The organism is Spirochaetota bacterium, assembly GCA_040756435.1.
Taxonomy (GTDB): Bacteria; Spirochaetota; UBA4802; order UBA4802; family UB4802; genus UBA4802.
In genome coordinates, this window is sequence record JBFLZD010000002.1 from 116,396 (window position 1) to 137,398 (window position 21,003).

General features: G+C 40.1%; 11 protein-coding genes. 3 read left to right on the top strand and 8 right to left on the bottom strand.

Annotated features, from left to right (window positions below):
- Window positions 1–42 precede the first annotated feature (42 nt).
- The 6 genes from AB1444_01365 to glyA form a co-directional block, all read right to left on the bottom strand.
- Complete coding sequence (locus tag AB1444_01365) at window positions 43–1,377, bottom strand: UDP-glucose/GDP-mannose dehydrogenase family protein (protein ID MEW6525298.1); 1,335 nt, start codon at window positions 1,375–1,377, stop codon at window positions 43–45.
- Between the two features lie 86 nt (window positions 1,378–1,463).
- Complete coding sequence (gene lhgO, locus AB1444_01370) at window positions 1,464–2,657, bottom strand: L-2-hydroxyglutarate oxidase (GenBank protein MEW6525299.1); 1,194 nt, start codon at window positions 2,655–2,657, stop codon at window positions 1,464–1,466.
- 109 nt (window positions 2,658–2,766) lie between these two features.
- Window positions 2,767–3,552 (bottom strand): ribonuclease Z, encoded by a 786-nt coding sequence (locus AB1444_01375; protein ID MEW6525300.1) that lies wholly within the window; start codon window positions 3,550–3,552, stop codon window positions 2,767–2,769.
- 243 nt (window positions 3,553–3,795) lie between these two features.
- Window positions 3,796–3,921 (bottom strand): helix-turn-helix domain-containing protein, encoded by a 126-nt coding sequence (locus AB1444_01380; GenBank protein ID MEW6525301.1) that lies wholly within the window; start codon window positions 3,919–3,921, stop codon window positions 3,796–3,798.
- A gap of 490 nt (window positions 3,922–4,411) precedes the next feature.
- Complete coding sequence (locus AB1444_01385) at window positions 4,412–5,401, bottom strand: FecR domain-containing protein (protein MEW6525302.1); 990 nt, start codon at window positions 5,399–5,401, stop codon at window positions 4,412–4,414.
- Between the two features lie 200 nt (window positions 5,402–5,601).
- The gene (gene glyA, locus AB1444_01390) at window positions 5,602–6,870 is read right to left on the bottom strand and encodes a serine hydroxymethyltransferase (protein ID MEW6525303.1); all 1,269 of its coding nucleotides are present in this window, start codon (window positions 6,868–6,870) and stop codon (window positions 5,602–5,604) included.
- Window positions 6,871–7,063: 193 nt separating this feature from the next.
- Here glyA and mazG point away from each other — a divergent pair, with 193 nt between their 5' ends.
- Complete coding sequence (gene mazG / locus AB1444_01395) at window positions 7,064–7,840, top strand: nucleoside triphosphate pyrophosphohydrolase (GenBank protein ID MEW6525304.1); 777 nt, start codon at window positions 7,064–7,066, stop codon at window positions 7,838–7,840.
- 369 nt (window positions 7,841–8,209) lie between these two features.
- Here the strand turns inward: mazG and AB1444_01400 are convergent, their stop codons facing one another.
- Window positions 8,210–9,526, bottom strand: coding sequence for a LysM peptidoglycan-binding domain-containing protein (locus AB1444_01400; protein MEW6525305.1), 1,317 nt, complete (start codon window positions 9,524–9,526; stop codon window positions 8,210–8,212).
- Window positions 9,527–9,909: 383 nt separating this feature from the next.
- Window positions 9,910–10,248 carry an STAS domain-containing protein gene (locus AB1444_01405; protein ID MEW6525306.1) on the bottom strand — a complete coding sequence of 113 codons (339 nt, stop codon included), beginning with the start codon at window positions 10,246–10,248 and terminating at the stop codon, window positions 9,910–9,912.
- 317 nt (window positions 10,249–10,565) lie between these two features.
- Here AB1444_01405 and AB1444_01410 point away from each other — a divergent pair, with 317 nt between their 5' ends.
- Together AB1444_01410 and AB1444_01415 are read left to right on the top strand one after the other, a co-directional pair.
- Window positions 10,566–11,255 (top strand): hypothetical protein, encoded by a 690-nt coding sequence (locus AB1444_01410; GenBank protein ID MEW6525307.1) that lies wholly within the window; start codon window positions 10,566–10,568, stop codon window positions 11,253–11,255.
- Window positions 11,252–21,003: hypothetical protein (locus AB1444_01415; GenBank protein MEW6525308.1), on the top strand; the 9,752-nt coding region annotated here is incomplete at its 3' end. The genes AB1444_01410 and AB1444_01415, both read left to right, overlap by 4 nt.

The following is a 21,003-nucleotide window of genomic DNA, read 5'->3' on the forward strand; positions in this document are numbered from 1 at the left end:
TCTCCCTTTATACTCTGCGTGATGGTATCTCAATATCAAATCCTATTGAACTTTGCCCACACCAATTTGATAAATTTCGAAGCCATCTTTTTGCAATTTTTTGATATTATACTGATTCCTTCCATCAAAGATAACCGGGTTTTTCAATCGCTTTTTGACCTCATCAAAATCCGGGCTTCTGAATTCTTTCCACTCAGTAACAAGCAGCAAAGCTTCCGCACCAGTGAGTGCATCATATTTACTATCGCAATACTCAATGTTCTGTAATCCTTTAAGATAATACCCTTTTGCCTGTTCTGTTGCCTTGGGGTCATAGGCTTTAACTTTTGCATTTCTTTTTAATAATTCTTTTATAATGGTGATACTTGCCGCTTCACGCATATCATCGGTTTCCGGCTTGAAGGCAAGCCCCCAGATTGCAAAAACCTTACCTGACAGATCCTGGCCAAAGCGTTTGACAACCTTATCCACCAGTGAAAGTTTTTGTCTGGCATTTACTTCCTCAACTGCAGTGATTATCTTTGGCTCATATCCATAATCCCTTGAAGTCTTTATCAGCGCCTGTACATCCTTGGGGAAGCAGGAACCACCATAACCAACGCCGGGATAAATAAAGCTGTAGCCAATTCTATGGTCGCTTCCAATCCCAATACGCACCATATTAACGTCAGCTCCCACTTTTTCGCAAATATTGGCCATTTCATTCATAAAGCTTATCTTTGTTGCCAGCATAGCATTTGCAGCATACTTTGTCATTTCTGCACTTCGTATATCCATTGCTATAAAGCGCTCATGGCTGTGGGTAAATGGTGCATATAATTCTTTCATAACATTCAGTGCTTCATCATCATCAGTTCCAATGATAACCCTGTCTGGTCGCATAAAATCTTCAACTGCAGCACCTTCTTTCAAGAACTCCGGATTGCTTACTACCGTAACCTTGAAGGTAACACCACGCTTTTTCAGCTCTTCCTGAATGGTTGCTTTAACTTTTTCAGCAGTGCCAACCGGCACTGTTGACTTATCCACCACAATCATATCATGTGTCATAAATCTGCCTATTGATTGTGCCACATCAAGGACATGGCGCAAATCGGCGCTGCCATCCTCACCCATGGGCGTGCCAACGGCAATGAACATCACATTTGTTTTTTCCAGCGCTTCTTTAATATCAGTGGTAAAAAGCAGATTTCCCTTTTTATAATTTTCTACTACCAGCTCATCAAGCCCTGGCTCATAAATTGGGATAATTCCTTTTTTAAGTTTTTCAATCTTATCACTGTCAGTATCCACACAAATCACCGTATTTCCCATTACTGCAAAACATGTTCCGGTAACCAGACCAACGTAACCTGTTCCCACAACGCTTATTTTCATAATAATGCTCCTTTATGTTTATTGAATATTTTATATACAATATAGTATTATATCATAACTATCTCCAATAAAAAGCATTAATGCAGCTACATACAATATCTATCAACAATTAATTTAGCAAAGTATAATGAACTGGTAAATGCCGGTGAGATAGCATTGAGCACGTGTACTGTCTGCACATCATGATAGATGCAAAAATCCATTACCAGCTCTTTTTTTGTCCAGTCAACCAGCTGTGGCCGTATGCCCGCCTTGGTTGTTTTTTCTATATCGCTGTACAATAGCTCCCAAACCAGCTCTTTTGCATCGCGGTAAAAATAATAGGGAATATATTTTTTTGGTTCTTCAACAGCAACACTTCGGAAACTCCTATTAGTTAAAAACAGCAATGCATCTTTTAATACTATATTTAAGCTCTCAATACCAAGTCCTTGCAGCAACCCATAGTGTTCCCTGCCAAAGACAGGCATTGCGGTAGGCCCTATATAGACATCACCATAGGGATTGACAGTAAAATGAACCCCTAAGAAAGGATTGCGAATGTCGGGGACGGGATAAATATTACCATTAACTTTAAGAGCGCTTGATTTTTTTAATTTTGTATAAATTCCTTTAAACGGTATTAATGTTACATTATGCGCCAGCCCACGGTGGTGGGCAACGATATCACTGTAAGCACCAGCACAGTTGATAAGTTTGTCAAATTGTATTTTGTAGTCACCGGCAATAACCGTGTTGTCATTTTCAAAACGTTTAAACGGCGTATTGAACAATACTGTAACACCTCTTTGTATACAATCATCATATAATGCCTGCATCACCACCTTTGGATCAACCACAGCCGTCTGTGGCGAAAACAATGCTTCCTGATATGTTTTTGCACAGGGCTCAATATCAGCAAGCTTCTTTTCAGTAATCAACGCCACTTCAACACCATTGTCTTTTGCACGCGCTTCAAGCATGTGCAGCGTTTGCAGTTCTTTACTATTTTTTGCAACAATTACCTTACCAGTATCCCGTACCATAACACCTTTTGACTTGCAGAATGACTTCATAAGCCTGTTGCCTTCAATACAGGTATTGGCTTTCATACTCCCCGCTGTATAGTAAATGCCCGCATGCAGCACTCCGCTATTACGCCCGGAAGCATGCAGCCCGGCATGTTCTTCTTTTTCACAAACAATTATTTTTTTCTTTTTTTTAAGCGATAGTTCCCGCGCCACTGCCAGACCAACAACACCTGCGCCAACAATACAGTATTCAGTTTCAATTTTCTTCATTACACGTAAGTTCCCTACTTATAATCTGAGTGCCATTAATACGTTTTACATCCTTTTGCCACCACAAGTGTCAGAAGTATAGTACATTTTATTTACCAGAAATAAAAAATTATGGAATTATAGTCAGTATATCGCCATCGGAAGGAAATTCAATGGTTTTATCCAATGAAGCAACCAGTGATTTCATTTTTTGTAGCTGCTCCTGAAAATGTACATCTATTACGGGATACACATGAACCGCATACACCTCATGCGGCCATGCACCACTTTTAATTAATGTAATTATATCTTTTGATGAAAGATGCAATGGATATGTATCATCAGACGCTATCCCCCATTCTATCACCGCAATATCTACTGATGAAAGCAGCCCCTGTAATGCATCGCAGTAACCGGTATCACCGGTAATTGCCACTGAGCGTGTACCAAAATCAAAGCGGTACCCTGACGAAAAGTCGCCATGTGCCAGTGTTAGAGCTTCTGCCCTGTATCCATTTCCCTCAAAGGTATTGCCATTGTTTAATTCAATAAGTTCCACTTTAAACGGCAATGGGTAGTCACCCATAAATGGTAAAAGCCTGTCATGGTAAAAATTATGCAATCCCTTTGGTCCCACAATTGTTAAGGGTTCAGTTCTATGGCCTGTATGGTCCCACATCTCTCCCCATAAAAGGTCAGGTAACCCTGAAACATGGTCAACATGATAATGAGTAAGAATTACGGTAGAAATGTTGCTGTAGTTGAAATCAGGATCATTGAGTGCAGCAATAGCATGATACGCCCCACCACCAAAATCAACACATACTAATTCACCATCAATGGAAAAAGCAAGTGCCTGCGGCTTGCGTTGCGTTGCATTACAGGTCCCCGTTCCTAAGAAGGCTAACTTAACCATAGTTACGTTCCTTCCATATAGTTTTTCTGCTATTTACATATTATAAAGTTTACAAAAGAATGTAATTTTGTAAACAAAAAATATTCACATACTATATTTTGTTTTCAAGCTTATTGGATGTATTCTTTAAATTTTTTAATTATCACAATTACTTTGCACCCGCGTTATTACAAGCTACCGCGGTTTGTTTTAAGACGGCCCCATTGCCTATGAAACTTTTTACGATTTCCTTATGCCTTGTACTCAATATCCATCTGTTGCATTCCGCTTTATCTTTCTACTTATTGTTGAGGGATGCTTTTGTAATATGCGTGCTATTTCCCATAACGATATTCCTTTATGATATACCATTTCTTGATGACAATTCATCCTCCCAATTGTATAGAGGTATGCTCCCTCATATATACCCACTTTAAGTTTTTGTTTTGCTTACATGTACTCTAACATGTGTTATGTATAGGGGCTACATTTTTTTATTTTGTTTGCACTTTATTCTTGAATCTGCCTTTTTAATCCTAAAAAACAGTATTCAAAAATTACCTTGATATATCATAAGAATATCAATACTTTATTTTTTAAGAGTAAGAGATATTTATAATGTATGGTTTACCAAACCGTATATAATCTGATTTATCACCATAAATCATCAATCATCCCTAATGATTTATTGAGATGGTGAACGTAATTACGGACTAAGCTCTCGTCATCCATAGCAATAAGGAGTTTTTTTGTATAATCATTTACACTTTTACCCTGGGATAGCAGTTGAGGATGTAAACAATAGTTGCTTTTATTCATGTACAGGTAAACAGGTGGGGCTATTACCACGTTTGATAATAGCCCCGGTTTCTTTTTTATGTTACTGCGTCTTAAACTGGTTCAAATCAACTTTAGGCTTTTCAATCTTTGGTTTCATTGCACTCATCTGGTCCTTGGCTTCAGTGCTTGCCTGATCCTTATCAACGGCTTTTGCATCCTGCATCTGGCTCTTTGCCGCATCCAGTGACTGCTGGGCTGCTTTACCCGATTCATCCTTTATCTCACCCTTAATGCCTTCTATCATTGCTTTGTCACGAGCTTTCTGCTCTTCAACAAGTGCTTTATCCTTTTCGCGCTGCTCTTCAAGTATTGTTTTGTCAGCTTTCTTCTGGTCTTCAACATATTTCAGTATCTCTTCGCGCTGCTGCTCATACTTTTTGCGTATATCTTCACGCATTGCCTTTATTTCAAGCAATATATTGAGCATACGCAGCTTATCCTCAGATATCTGCTTTGCAACCATATCCTGTCCCGGAACAACATCAACTTCCTGCTTTTCTTCCAGTACTATAGGCTGGCCCGTTGCTAAGCTCTGGTTCAACACTTCAAGCATTCCGTCCAAACATGCAACATTGCTCTTGTCTTCTTCCTGTGTTACCAGAAAATCGGTACCACGAACAGCTGCTATTGCCGTTGGGGTTTTTACCTGGTAACTATCGCCCTTAGCCAATTTCTTTGTTACTTTTGAGAACATGCGTCCCTTCTCAACAATAAACGAAGACTCTTCAGTGTTAGAGTCAAGATTGGTGATGAGCTTATCAACTTTGATAACTGTATCACCTAAAATCTTTACCGCATTTTCCCCAAAATAAATTTCAGCCATTGATTTTGGCCCAACAGTTTTGATGGTCATACCTTCTTTTATTGCATCGCCAATCTGAGCCTTGCTTTCAGCACCTCCTGATACAAGAAGTACTGTACCGGTAACAAAGTTAACCAGTCCTTCACGAGCTACGGTAAATTTCTTTTCTTTTTTACAACCAACCACTGCTATGGAACACATCACCATAACTGCTAATAGTTTTTTCATATACTCCTCCAATAATAGTATTACTTACATGCTTATCTGTGAATATAGTGAAGGTAAAACGTTCCCCACCTGATTGGGAATCTATTACCATATAGCAATCCTGAAAATAAATTCAGGAAGGCACCATTTTATTATTTTGAACCTTCCTTAGAATTATATACCATAGTGAACATACTACACATAACCTGCATAGTCAAGCACTATATTCCCCTGGGCTCCAGGCGTAAAAAATTAGTTGGATAGGCCTTGCATAACTCCTGCACCTGTGAGCGCACCCGGTTTAACACCTTTTCATCATCCATGTTATCAATAATGTCACAGATTAAATTGCCTATAAGCCTGAAATCATCTTCACCAAGCCCTCGTGTTGTCAGAGCAGGGCTTCCTAAACGTATACCGCTGGTTACCATGGGCGATTTATCGTCAAAGGGAACACCGTTCTTGTTACAGGTTATACCAGCTTCATCCAGCCTGTTTGCAACATCCCTTCCCGTTAAATTTTTATTTCGCAGGTCAACCAGCATCAGGTGATTATCGGTACCACCACTTACCAGATTAAGCCCCCGTGATAGCAATGTATCGGCCAGCACTTTTGCATTTGCAATAACGTTAGCCGAGTACTCCTTGAATGATGGCTGCAATGCCTCCCCAAATGCCACTGCCTTGGCCGCAATGGTATTCATAAGCGGCCCTCCCTGAATGCCGGGGAAAATATACTTATTCATCATGCCTTCGTATTTTTGTTTTGCCAAAATAAGTCCTCCCCGTGGGCCACGCAGCGTTTTGTGTGTTGTCATGGTCACAAAATCGGCCACCGGAACCGGCGAAGGATGATGCCCGGTTGCAACAAGCCCTGCAATATGTGCAATATCTGTTAACAGCACTGCACCAATGCTATCAGCTATCTCCCTGAACCTGTTCCAGTCAATAATGCGCGGATATGCCGATGCTCCAGCAATGATAATTTTGGGCTTATGTTCTTTTGCCAATCTATATGCTTCATCATAGTCAATGCGATGCGTATCTTTAGTTACACCATACGAAACAACCTTAAAATAAATACCAGAAAAGTTAACCGGTGAACCATGCGAAAGGTGACCACCATGTGACAGGTTCATTCCCATAATGGTATCGCCCGGTTCAAGTATAGACATGAGCACCGCCATGTTTGCCTGAGTCCCGCTGTGTGGCTGTACATTGGCAACATCAGCACCAAAAAGCTTTTTTATGCGTTCGATAGCTACGATTTCCACCTGGTCAACAAACTGGCAGCCATTGTAATAGCGCTTGCCGGGGTACCCTTCTGCATATTTATTGGTCATGGTGCAGGACGATGCTTCCAGCACTGCCTGCGATGTATAGTTTTCAGATGCTATGAGAATAAGCGAATTTTCCTGTCGCTGGTTTTCTTTCTGAATGATTGAAAAGACTTCAGGATCTGAATCCTTTAAAAATTTTTGCAAACTCATGAACTACCTCTTGTTAAGGAAATATTGATATGTATGTACATATACGGTATGCTATAGTGTAGCGTATGGCCACAATTAATCAATAGTGTCAACATAAAAAATATTTTATTTTCTGCACTTGCACAATAGTTTTTTACTAAAGCAGAAGTCAGAAAAAGGTCATACAATACTTAATTGTTGATGGAGAAAGACAATGTCACTATCACCACTGTACAGGTTAAAGGAAATTGCCAGCATATTACGAAGTGAACATGGTTGCGCATGGGACAGAGCACAGACGTCAGATACACTTAAACCCTATCTTATAGAAGAAGCGTATGAAGTATACCAGGCCATAGAAAACGGAAACACCGAAAATCTGAAAGAAGAGTTAGGTGACCTTCTATACCAGATCTATGCTCATGCACAACTTGCAAGTGAACAGAATATATTTGATATCGATGATGTTGCCAGTGGTATCATTGAAAAATTAATCCGCCGTCATCCCCATGTATTTGGTAATGAAACAGCTAAAGATAAATATGAAGTAATTAACCGCTGGGAAAAGATAAAGAAGAAAGAAAAGCAAGATGACCAGTCTATGTTGGATGGGGTACCGGTACACCTGCCGGCACTTTTGAAAGCTTACCGTGTACAGCAAAAGGTATCACGGGTTGGTTTTGATTGGGAACATATTCAGGATGTAGTTGCCAAGTTACATGAAGAAGTAAATGAATTCAAAGAAGCATTGCAAAATAACAAAGACAGCCATGAAGCACTCAGAGAAGAAATTGGCGATATACTATTTACCATTGTTAACATTGCCCGCCATGTAGAAGTAAATCCCGAAGAAGCCCTGCAACATACCGTTGCAAAGTTTATTACGCGCTTTCAGCACATAGAAAAACGTCTGCATGAAATGAACAAAGATATCACACAAACACCATTGCAGGAACTGGACAGACTGTGGGAAGAATCAAAGGGTAAATAACAACACGGGGGTGTCCCAAAAGACAGCTCATTGCAATTACGTTGCACCCGCGTCATTGCAAGGAACAAAGTAATGAAGCAATCTTATCTTCTGCGGCATTGAGCTTGCTTCACTTCGACAAGTGGTTGCTGAGCCTGTCGAAGCACTCAGTGCAAGCACTACGTTCGCAATGACACATCCGCCAATCCCGTCATTGCAAGGAACAAAGTGACGAAGCAATCTTGTTTTGTACAATTGAGTTTGCAATACTCCGACAAGTGGTTGCTGAGCCTGCCGAAGCACTCATCACAGGTGTTACGCTTGCAATGACATTGCACTCGCATCATTGCAAGCTTTGCGGTTTGTTTTAAGACGCCCCCTGTATGGACTTTATTCTGTCTTCATCTTAAGTTCTGTTGCTGGTGGCTCATCCTCTTTTATTGCTTCTTTGTTTTCTTCTTGTACCGGTTGAGTAAGCTTTGTTGCAGCTTTTGGTATCTTCAGCGTCCAACCTGGTTTTATTAAATTGGGATTTTTTACTTTATCACGGTTAGCCTCATAGATCACTTTCCACTTGAATCCATCATTGTAAAACTTTTCAGCAATACGCCACAGACAATCTCGTTTTGCGGGGTTATACTTGACTTTATACAGTGTATATTCAGTCTCTTCTTCCACCTTTTTTTGTATAGCTTCTTTCTGTTCCTCTTTTACCCCAACACCCTCTTTCCCCTGTTCTTCTGTTACCGGGACCGGTGCAACAGCCACTGCTTTTTTAGAGGAAACACCCTGCGCAATGCTTATAGCCTGCCCTGAAGCAATCATTGATTCCTTGTATTTGGCATCATTAAATAATGATTTTGCCTGTGCCAGCGATTCTTCCGCAGCCTTTATATCATTGGGGGATAGTTTTGCTGCCTCACTGCCTTTTGCTGCATCTATGGCTGCCTGGGCTTCCTCAATCTTCCTGGCTGCAGTTGCTTTCAGGGATACAAAGTATGCATCATCAGCATTGAGCTTGGCAACCTCTATTGCTGAAAAGCCTTTTTTAAGTTCACCAGCATCATACGCAGAGCGGGCAACCTGTGAATGCTCTTTTGCAAGCGCAAGTTTTTCAGGAGCATATTGTGCTGCACCATAGCCTTCAGCCTGTGCTATAACAATATTCACTTCTTTTATTGAATCAGCCAGCGTCTCCTTCTGGTTCATTGCTACATTACGGGCATTTTTAGCATATACATCCGCATCTAATGCAGCTTTATATGCAGCCAAGTAGTTTTTATTTTCATACTGCTTGTTTGCTTCCTGCAGCATATCACTTGCTTTAGCATAATCTTCCTTTGCAAGTACTGATGCATATGCATCATCAGCAGCCTGCAGGCTCTGAGCTGCTATATCCAGAGTATCCTTTGCAAGCAATGGTAGAGCCTTATCATAGGCTTCTTTTGCCTTTTTCTGTGAATCTATGGCATTCTGTTTTGCCTTATCATACTCTTCATTTTTTACATTATCATGGGCTTTTAAAAGCAAATCTTTAGCTGCGGTATATTCGTCTTTTGCATAGTGATCAGCTTTTACTGATTCAGCTTCAGTGATTGCATTTTTTGCAAGCGATAGTTCTTTTACAGGAACCTTTTCAAAACAGGCAGTTATCATTGACAAACATACAACCACTGCCAGTACAACGACATTCTTGTTTACGTGCATATATGCCTCCGAAATTATTTTTGTGGTTTATAGATTAGATCATTATAGCTTTCATGTAGCCATTATGAGCTTATGCTCTATCATGTAAAAGATTGTCTAAAATATTTTTTACAGCCTTCATTACAAACGTGATTTGGAATCTCCATCATACTTAAAAATTCAGGATTATGGCATACGTACCTATCAGCATCCCTACATTCCATGAAGATAAATCCTGATATTACAATGAAGATTTCTTGTGGCTACTATCGCCCAAAAACATTGTATGATAAAAAACTATTTACTTGCATTAATTTCAAATTCACATGTGTCAAAAATTTTTATGTTTTACAAACCACTTTTCACTCTATTGCAGAAGTACTTACCCACAATCTGCTTTTATCTTACCGTTTGAATGACTCTATGGCAGCCTCTTCAGAATCATATATTTCAAAGAAGGATGTTAACTTTGTGAGTTCAAACACCTTCCGTACTGAAGCAAAAACATTAATGATCTTTAATCCACCCTGATATTTCTTTAAATTTGAAAGGCTGGATATCAATGCTCCAATCCCTGAAGAATCAATATACGTTACTTTTTCCAGATTAATGATGACATTAAATTTTTTTTCTTCTATAAGGCTATTGATGATGTCCTTAATTTCTGGAGCATTGTAAAGGTCTATCTCGCCAGATATATCCAGTATGACAACATCATCCTTGGTTCTTTTTGTAATATCCATAAATAATTAACTCCCCAAACTAATGCTATCAGTGCATTATGAGATAATACTACAATAGTAAAAATAACATGTCAAGATATTTTATTTTTATTGTTTTGTAAACAATTTTTTTTACAACCTGTTTTAGTACTGTTGCAGATTATAAAAAGAAATGCCACACAAAACAAAAAAATTGTATTACCCCCAGATTTTTTTATTGACATAATTAATGTTACTATATTTAATTTTATTAATATTACAGTACAAATACATACTTTATGTACATATATAAATATTTTTAATAGCATTTGATTATATATATTTTTATTTATAACAGCATGGCAGGAACAATAAAAATCGTTATAGTATCTTGTGCACTGGCAATACTATGCTGTGGATTTGCCATACCCGTGCATGTATCTGCCGCTACCATTATACCATCTTCAGGCAGGCTGCGTATCATTGAAGCAACAAAAAAAGCCAGCCAGAATTTAGCAGCAATGAAGGCTATGCACCGCATTGAAGAAGAGGCCATGCTTGCCCTGCATTCATATACCATAAAAGCTGGCGGGAATTCCTTTTCAATTCATAATGAAGGGATATCGTTTGCAACCATTCACATCCCCCCTTTGGGGAATGTGTTTCCGCATAGTTCGTATTCACACACAAGCGCACCGCTGTGTTTGGTATACGTTCTGTTTTTAGCTGTTGCCTACTGCTACGAGCGTTTTTATTACCGCCAGCGCGAGGCCTATCCCCCGTGTGAGTTCCTTTGCTACAAACTATCGCACATATATATATACGTTTGTGGCATATGCTGTATTACCTCCAAAATTTTAGCTACACCTGGTAATTTGGGGCATACCATCAATATAAGTTTTCTTCCCACTTGCATGGCGCCGTTACCGTGCAACGTTTTTCACTGCATGACGGTGTCATGTTTTTTATCATTCACACACTCAAAAACATCAACATCACAAAAAGCCAAACATATACCAATTTCACGTAACGATGAGGTGCGTCTATGAAGTTTGTACATGCTGCCCTACTGATTATTTCATTTAGCTTTACGGCAACCAGCTTTGCCGGCACAATTCCATTTGAACAGAGCAGCGCAAAAGGATATTTTGAACGCTCGCTACAATCGGCAATGGCTGAAAAGACAAAAGAAGCTTTCATGTATAAAGCCATACAAGCCGCAGATACCGCATACAGCATGTGGGAAAAAGAAGCATTAACAGCATATGACGGGGCGATAGTTACCGGAGATGATGACATATGTTTTCTTAAGACAGAAGCACGCACTGCCATACAAAAGATGCTTGAAGAAGCTTTGGGGAGTTACGATGCCCGCTGTTTTGAGATTGTTGTTCCTGCATATGCAAAAGAAGAGCTGTATGCACACATAAACCAGATGATGCAGGAGGACCCGCGTGAAGACATGGCGGCAACATACAGTGCATGGGATGAAAACGTTGGGCACTATGTACAACAGCTTTTAGCAGGAATTGACGCACAGGTGCAAACCACACGTGACACAATACTGTCACAGATAACCACTACCACACAGGAATACCGTAAGGGATTTATTGAAACGTTAGATGAAAAGCTAAACACTATACAGAAGCTTATACAGCGAGATATTGAGCTATATTATGTTGGTGCAAAAAATAATTATTTTTACCAGCACTACAGTGATACTGCAAGTTTACGCTTTTATACTCAGCAGCAATCCGCATCATATATTACTACACAAATACTTGCATCAACAATAGACAAAACAAATGCCATCTTACAAGAAGCTCAGGAGAAGCTTACATATACCGTTAGCGGTATTGGCGTAACACCTGAAGGTGATGACATTGATATGCTCATCCAGGCGGGGATATATGCATGGAAGGCAGCCGAGGATGATTTGCTGGCAGCACGACTTTCATGGGAACGCTCATCATTAGATGGGTACAACCTTGCTGATGAAGTTTGGGCTAAAAGCTATGAGCAATTAGTACAAAAGCGAAATGAGTGGCTTGCAAGCATACAGCAACAGATACGGCAGGGGGTTATCAACTGGAGCAGCAGTTTTTTGGAAGCAGACCGCGCTTATGCTGACGCATTGAAATTACTTGATGAGACAATTGCTGCAGAAAAGGAACGTTTTGATGATTACAGCGCCTCAGCGCGTGAGCTTATTACAACCGGGTCAGGATCATTGCGCATTGCCCAGGAAAATATAGCATGGCTTAAGGAATATTTTACCACCCTTACCGGTATAGAATATACAACGGATAATGACAGGAAGGCATATATAGAATGGTATTTGCAGAATGATTCTACTGACACAAAAGAATTAAAGAAAGCGGTATATGATCAGATAGTTCAATGGGAAGGAATACTATCACGGTATCAGGATATAGTAGCAAGGATGACATTGCAGTACCATATGCAGGACATGTGGGGTAATACCATTACACAGTTTAAAGCGGGGGATTTTGTAAAACAGTATACAGGGGAAGAAACTGCATTGTGTGACAATCTACATATATTCAGGCAGTACTATGAGGCATATACCACAGGTACTATTACAGATATTGATACTGTCAATGCTTTTGCCCTGGGAGAGGAGCTTTCAAAGTATGTAGCCGGTATACAGATGCTGCATCTTCTGGGACAAGAAAGCACTCTTTTACCATTTAACACTGTTGTGGAGCTTCTTGCACAGCGCCCTCAATATCAGAAAAACTCAGCACAAATAGAATCTATGCGTGAGTTTTTATATTCACTCTATGAGGCATATTTACGCAGTGAGATTTCATATAATGACCGGCAAATTATTGGTGGTAATCTAAAGACTACACCATGGATGGTTAGTCGTTTAGATGCATTTAGACGGTATATACAGGAGCACAGTGGAAACTTTGAAACCGTGTTTGGATATAAAACAGTAGTTAGCCAAACAAGTGGACTTTTGAGTGATGATAGCGTTGATGAGCATGGCAATGCGCTGTACAATTACTATCTCTATAAAGATGCAGAAGGTGTTGTTATTATTGATGGGCTCTATGAGCTATCGGGTGACCCATATTTGATGACGGCTGCTGAGTATGATCTAGAAAAAGAAAAGCTAACCCTTACCTACTGGGAGGAGCGTTTACGGCGAGCACAAAAGCTATATAATTTTGCATATAATGAAACCAATCGCCCGGACGCACAAACTCAGAAAGCAAATCTGCAGAAGGCTACAGAAGACTATGAAAAGGCAAAGAAAGACTACAATGATGCAATGGCGCTGTTAACCGGTGAGCTTAAGAATGCATTAGTTGGTGCACAGAAAGATGTGGACAGTGCACAAAAACAACTTGCACAGGTGCGCATTGCTTATGAAGCAGCACAAAAAACCTATCAGAATGCAGTGGAAATAATGCTGTATTATACCAATCCTGATGCCAGAGAGATGGCAATACAGATGATAAATGAGGCCACACAGCAGATTATAGAGTATACCAATAGAATTGAACTAAAAGAGCGTAAATGGATTGAAGCAAAGAAGAACTATTACAGTGCATTACTCTTGCAGGAGCGCAATGATAGTGCTGCTGCGTATGCAAAGCGGGTGGAATTGGCAGTAAATGCTCTGGAAGGTTATAGCACCGGTCAGGGAGAAGTTTTAGGGATACGAGCAATACATTCAGCATGGCAGAATATAAAGGAAAAACCGCTGGATGAGGCACTTGCAGCTATTGACGAGAATGAAGAATTGCTTTTCATGAAACTTAATGACCTGCTACCAGGATATGAAGATGATGAACGTGTAGCCTACCTAAAAGCAATATTTGAGGAACGAGATGAAGTAAAAGAAAAATATGACCGTGCAAGGGAACGGTTTGATGCCTGGGAAGCTATAGCAAGGATAGACGATAAGGAACAAATGGTTATAGAGGCAATTGTATGCAAACTCAATGAAGTAGTAAATCGCCAAACGCCGCTTGATGCAATGATGCTTAAAGAACAAATAGCAATACTTGCTGATACTACTCGCACTCTGGAAGAAAGAAACAATGCCATTGTGCTCATTGTACACTATACCGGTGGATATGTGCAGGCTGAAAAACTTTTGCCACTGTGTGATGAAGTGAATACTGACATATACACGCAGGCAATGGAAATTATAGCAGGAAGCATACTGGAAAATATATATAACCAGGAAATTACAGAAGAACGCAATGGACAGAGAATGTATCCTGATTGGGGAAGTTTATTAGCGCTATATGAGGAGGTTGTGCAGCAGGAATACAGGCAAAATATGGTAAACATGGTATATGCGGTCAATGCATCAGGGAAAGCTATTGAGGACACCTACGAGCTTGCCCGCATGGTTGTTGTGTATCTTTTACATGACATGAATAGTGAAGATCTTGCAACATCACCATTTGCAAAAGAGAACATTATACAGGCAGCTGAGGGGGCTCTTGATTCTGCAAATGTGGCCTTTTTTTCCCGCAACAAAGAAAGCCTGCAAAAACTTGTAGACATGCTACAACACAAAAAAGATGAGGTAACCGATAGTAATGGCAATGTAGACTGGTCTGCATTATCCACCGTATATAATGACCTAATAAACACCTGCATGCAAAAGCTAACACAAAGCAGCACAGACGATGCTCTGGAGTATGCCTATCTTTACACACTGGCAACTACAATTGATACTATGCAGAAGTTAGAGGATGAAAGTTCATATAGTAACCTGCTACAGCAGTTACAGAGTTATAGTGAAGACATGGATACGGTGATTGATCTTCAACATGAACTTGCCAGGTGCGCTTCAAATGATGACATTGATACATTGTTAGATTCATACATTGATATGTTAGAACGTGGAGTGGATGAAGAAGGAAATGCACTTTCAGATGTAAGCCGTCATATCATTGAGGTAAAAGTGACAGCGTTGACACAGCCCGATGTATTTGATTTTGTGCATCCTGTTGCATTTGAAGGTACTCAATCGGTAGCAGTTATGCAAACCTATGCCCACTATGTGCAGCAATTTTATGAGCTATCACTTGAAAAAATGAAGCAAAGCAGGGAAGAAGGTTTTATAGGGAAAATTGCTGCACTGCTTGGCATTGCAGAAAGTGAGGCAGAAAATGCGTTTAAAGGCTCACTTACCGTGGCACAGTTAATTGAGTATGGGAAGAAAGTTGAAAACTATGTTCAGACAAAAGAGTATGGGAGTTTGCCACAGGCTTTAAAGGAAGCGCTGCAACAGGTGGTTAGCGCCTATCATGACATTCTGACTCAAAAGGCAAAATATGAACAAAGGGATATCAGCACACAGGATGCACTTGCCCGGTATCAGGAAAAAACTAATGTCTATGATAAACTTATAGCCTTGCAGAAAAAGTATGGCGAACTCGTTGCGCTTCGCAGTGCAATGTATAGCAATGAAGAAAATGAATACACTGTGCAGCAGGCTTCTTATCAACAACTATCGCCTAACGGAACCTGGCCGGGATTTACTGATGCACTTGTCAGCACACTCAACGAATGTGAAACGCTTTACCATGAAATAAAAGATGAAATTGACAGAATGCAATTTAACGATGTGCAGACAGCTCTATTTGCTCAGTTAGCACGCCTTGAAGAAATACGGAAAGAATATGAGATAGTGGATTATACGGCACGATACCTTTATGAAGGCCAGATGTATGGGAGCGTTGATGATTATACAATAACTATGCACCGCGATGGAAAGGATGAGGTATTTGTCCAGACAGTGGTGGAACGTATAAACCGTGAATTACTTCGCCGCCAGGATATACAGGCATTGAAAGACAACACTGTACCTATAGCACAGGTGCAACAGCGCTGGGGACAGGATAGTAGCTGGATACTTGCAGCATACTTTGAAGGTATACAAAAAAATAGTTACACTGATGCGTTTAATGCGCTGCTATATGATGAGGAGTTTAGAGACTTTGCTCTATTAGAGCATTTTCAACACTTTGTGGCAGGATATATCCGCACACACGGTTATACTTCATGTGAGGATATTGCAGGGACAATTACTGACAGTGGACAATACTTAAGTGGAAAATTTGCAAATCTTTCTCAATATAGCGGCAGCAATGAAATACTACAATATATAACAACCCACTATGATGAATTGAAACAACTATATTATGGCACACTGGTGCAGTTGTATGCACCTGACGCTTTGGCATTGCATCAAGTTGATACTTATATAGCAGGCAGTGAGAGTGATATATATACCCATTTTATGGCCTATGTGCTTTCATTGGGAAATGGGGATGTTCAATTTGGAGAAATTTTTGGACAAAAAACTGATGATGGGTATATGCCTGCCGGGTTTGGTGCACTAAACCAATATAACGATTGGCAGAATTATTTTGCCACACACTATGATACTTTCAGGGATTTATTTACAGCATTAACCCATGAAAGGGTACTGAGTGCATACAATTATCTGCCCGATGGGGTGCGGGAGTATGCCATTGTGAGCGATTATTACAGCACCATACAGAATGATATATACAGTGCACAGGATGCGGATACACTACTTGCCTGTTACGGCATATCACGAGATGAACGCTATGAGCCACTACGCACATCCGTACAGCGCTTTATAGACATACTGGATATTGCACATGAATATGAGCAATATAACGATGCATCCATACAGGAGTACATAGAAAAATATACTATTACCGACCAGAAAGAGAAAAACTTTTTAATACTGTATAGCATTAACCCCGATTTAGCTGATCCGGTTAATCTTATTGTGACCGATAGTCAGGTGCCACTGGTGCTTTCCGGATATGAAATGGATAAACAGACATGGGAAATGTTTACAGCCATAAGCAATGACAGCGATGATGGATTGCAAAACCTGCTTGCCATGTGTATATATGCGGCAAACAGAGATAGTGTTATAGCACAGGCTGTATATCAATTTGTATTGTCGCAGCGGGATATTTACAATCACTGGCGAGATTTTGCAGATGTAATGGAACAGTATTACAATGACTATACACCAAATGGGGATAGTTTAAGTTTGTTGAGGGAATTGATAGTAAATGAAAAAAATTTAAAGAAGGTTCCAGAAGGTGCAGCAGTAGACTGGAACATGGTTCTGGATGGTGATTATTCTGAAATATCTCTATCAATTTTTGGAAATAGTTTTAGCTATAAACAGCTCACTAACGAAGTAGATTACACCTATTATGAAGACAGCAATAACAATGATCAGTATGATCCAGGGGAAAAATATTTAGCTCACTATGTCCGTGAATATAAGGATAATGGATTGGCATTTGTAGCAAAAAAAATGACGGGCATGGAAGACATCACCCGGGTTAAGAGTGATGTTTTAAGTGATAACACAAAAAGCTACTATACCGGTACCGATAGTAGCTATTATAACGAAATGATTGACAAGGCTACCTATATTGCTGCAGCCCTTGATATGCTGGTACAGGTAGCACAGATGGCAACACAAACAACTGATACATTTGTGCTTTATGATGAAGAAGAAAATCAGGTTGATATAGCATTTATTCACGATGTTGATAGGTTGATACAGGAATTACGGGCTACTGGCTATAGTAGCGAAGGTGAGCTGCCCGGCAGTGAAAGTGAAGAAGAAGGGAATGTTTCTGAGCCACCACTAGCATCGGCACAAAAGGTGATAGACCGTTATATAGAAGCTGGCCAGGATGCACGCGTGCAGGAGCTTGTGGACAGCATGAAAACAGGTGATGTACAGGTGCAGTATGCTCTGCTTAAAGCCTATGCAGATATTGAAAAGATGGGCCTGATACTTTTGAATAACGATTTGCAAGATTACTTAGAAAGCCCTGAGTATAAAAATGCACAGCAGATATATAATACCAACAAAGCATTATTTGAACAGGCTCAGGCGCAGGTTAACAATTCATTAAAAGCCTACCAGCAGGCACAGGATGCATATACAAAGCAGTTGGAAATCATCACTTTGCTGTATAATCGCCTTGAAGAAGCACGCAAACTGAAAGAAGATGAGGAAATGCTCTATGCGTATGCCACAACGCCGTATTTATACAACAGCCAGACCAATGCCGAAGGTGGCGATCCGGATGATATAGAAAGCAAACTAAAGGCTGATGCTACCCAGCAGTACCAGCTGGCACTGCACTATAGAGATGAAGTAAAGAAGAAAATTGAAACGTTACAGCAGAAGGTGGAGGCAGTAAAGCAGCAAAAAGTAGAAAATGACCAGCAGTATGTAAAAGTAAAGCAAGAATTAATAGAGCGCGCGCAACGTGCATACCGCATGGAAAAAGCGGCATGGTGCATGCAGAATGAAATAAAGAAATTAAGTGTGGCGTATGAACAACTAAAGGCTCAATATGAGGCAAAAAAGGATGCGTTTATTACTGCAACCAATGAAGACTACACCGATGAGCGTGATAGGCTTATTGATAGAATGTTGCAGAATAATTTTATAAATGGTGTTGTTTCTATAGGTCCATTTGGAATACAAACATCTATAATGAATATTCACTTAAATGAAGCCGCTTATTATTATAACGAACATCATTCATGGTATGGTATGAATTCACGAATTTTATCAACTCAACCGTGGCTTGGCAATGGTATTCCTGACGGAAGCGAAATTACAACAATGGATTCACCTTTATATGAATATCTTAATATGATGCGTAAAGATAATAGTTTAATTTCTTCAAATGTATATATACAGCAATATTTTAGAGAATTTTTACAAGCAGAAGATTGGGATAATAAATATGATAATCTAAGTTTACAATATGCTGGAACATATGAAATTTATAGACCTATAAAGAAGAAATATGATTATTTCTGGAATAAGAAAGTTAATCTTGGTTTTAAGAAAATTCATCCATATAGATGGATGGCCCGCTTATTACGTCCTGTATTAATCCCATTAGAAAAGTTATTAAATGTTATATATAAAGACATTATAGAAGCAGAAAAGAATAAAAAGCAACATACAAGAAATGCAAACAAAACTTTCACAATTATACACTCAAAACTCACCGAGCTTCAATCCCTTAAGATTAAGATGCTTGCTGCTAAGGCAAATTTAGCTCGCTATACAGAAATTGAGTCGCTGGATGATGCACAAAAAGCAGGAGCATTTGAATATTACAATCCAAAGACCATGCAAACAGTATTGGTACAAAAACCAACGCTGAAAGCAGCACTCAAAGAGGTGGCTGGAAAATATGGCTTAATGATAAGCGATAGCGACCTGAAATTTTTGGTGGAAACTGACGCAGGCGGGGATTGGGTCAATGTCAATAACTATCGCACAACAGCATTAAAAACTGATTCAAACGGCTATACCACCAATGATACCATGCAGGTGCTGCATGCGGGCACGGTGGGACAAACGTATGCCAACATTATGAACCAGCAGAAACGTGATGCGTTTTCTCGCTATATGGCGCATGTGCAGTCAATGTATACACAGGGCGGCTTTGACCGTGTGGTGGTGGATAAGGCAGTAGAAAAGGATTTATACGGAATTTGGGCAGGAGATAGTTCTGATTATGGAAGCGCACTTAAAATAGGGCCTGAAGCACGAGGGATGGTGCGCGCCATGCTTACATACATGGGATATGTTGAAGGTATGCCAGCAGATGTGATAAACCAGCTTGATGCTATGATTGGCACAGAAAGAGAGGATGAAGTAGCAGGATTGTTTGCACAGTATGTAAAACAATATGAGGGATTTAATGACAGGGAGCTTGCACAAAGAAGAGCATTGCAGGTACACCAGTGGCAATTAAAGAAACAGGAGTTAGCAGATAAAAAAGCCGATTGGGACCGCATGGTAAGCCGAATTTTTAACAGAGGCATGCAGCAGTGGGATATGATGCTTAAGAGTTTTGAAAACCGGTGGAAGAACTGGCGTATTGCATCGCAGGAGGCACTTGTAGAGGGAAATGCGCAGTGGGATGCACGCTTGAAGAAGCTACAGGAAGAAAAGATGGCATGGCTCATTGCAGCACAAAGTGGTGTGGGATATAAGGAATTGCAAAAGCGCATGGCAGGAATAGAGGTGGTGCTTAATGATATGCTTTCATCTATGAAAGAGCAGTATGGTGATGTGATACAGCGAGTAGATGTGCATGCATTGCTTCTAGATATATTACAAGATCAGCCGGAGCTACTCCATGATGAACTTTTGAAGCTTTCAAAACAAAAGGTAGAATTTGGCTTGACCCAACTAAGGTATAGAAGTTATAACAGAGCCATATTTGACCAGGCACAAACGATTGCAGAAGAATTTACACGTGCGCAGCAGAAGACAGGAAACGTAGCGTTATTAAAAGCATTAACAGAGTTGCTGCAAAAATGCAGGGAGCAGATAGAAGCAGCCAACGAACAGGCAGAGTTAGCTGCACTGCAGTTTGTAAGTGGTTATAATTTTGGGATAGATGGCAACAGGTATACACGCAAGTTAGCGGTAAGCGATAGAGAGCAAAAGATACAGGCATTCAGGCCGTTTGTGTTTAATGAGAGCCTTTTACTTGGCACCTACAGCATACCTGCACTCATGGAATTGTATAATAATGATGACGGTGTGAGGTTTGCAGCAACCATGAATATGGTAATGAGTCAGGTGAATACACGTATGGGGATGATGATGCGCCCTGATGTGCCATGGGGTTTTACCTACTATGTTGGAGAGTTTGGACAAATAGAACCAGGGCCAAAATTAAAGAACAAAGGCAA

Excerpts from the sequence above, each read along its gene's own strand:
- AB1444_01365 (MEW6525298.1), bottom strand. The coding sequence starts at position 1,377 with ATGAAAATAAGCGTTGTGGGAACAGGTTACGTTGGTCTGGTTACCGGA.
- lhgO (MEW6525299.1), bottom strand. The coding sequence starts at position 2,657 with ATGAAGAAAATTGAAACTGAATACTGTATTGTTGGCGCAGGTGTTGTT.
- AB1444_01375 (MEW6525300.1), bottom strand. The coding sequence starts at position 3,552 with ATGGTTAAGTTAGCCTTCTTAGGAACGGGGACCTGTAATGCAACGCAA.
- AB1444_01380 (MEW6525301.1), bottom strand. The coding sequence starts at position 3,921 with ATGAATTGTCATCAAGAAATGGTATATCATAAAGGAATATCGTTATGG.
- AB1444_01385 (MEW6525302.1), bottom strand. The coding sequence starts at position 5,401 with ATGAAAAAACTATTAGCAGTTATGGTGATGTGTTCCATAGCAGTGGTT.
- glyA (MEW6525303.1), bottom strand. The coding sequence starts at position 6,870 with ATGAGTTTGCAAAAATTTTTAAAGGATTCAGATCCTGAAGTCTTTTCA.
- mazG (MEW6525304.1), top strand. The coding sequence starts at position 7,064 with ATGTCACTATCACCACTGTACAGGTTAAAGGAAATTGCCAGCATATTA.
- AB1444_01400 (MEW6525305.1), bottom strand. The coding sequence starts at position 9,526 with ATGCACGTAAACAAGAATGTCGTTGTACTGGCAGTGGTTGTATGTTTG.
- AB1444_01405 (MEW6525306.1), bottom strand. The coding sequence starts at position 10,248 with ATGGATATTACAAAAAGAACCAAGGATGATGTTGTCATACTGGATATA.
- AB1444_01410 (MEW6525307.1), top strand. The coding sequence starts at position 10,566 with ATGGCAGGAACAATAAAAATCGTTATAGTATCTTGTGCACTGGCAATA.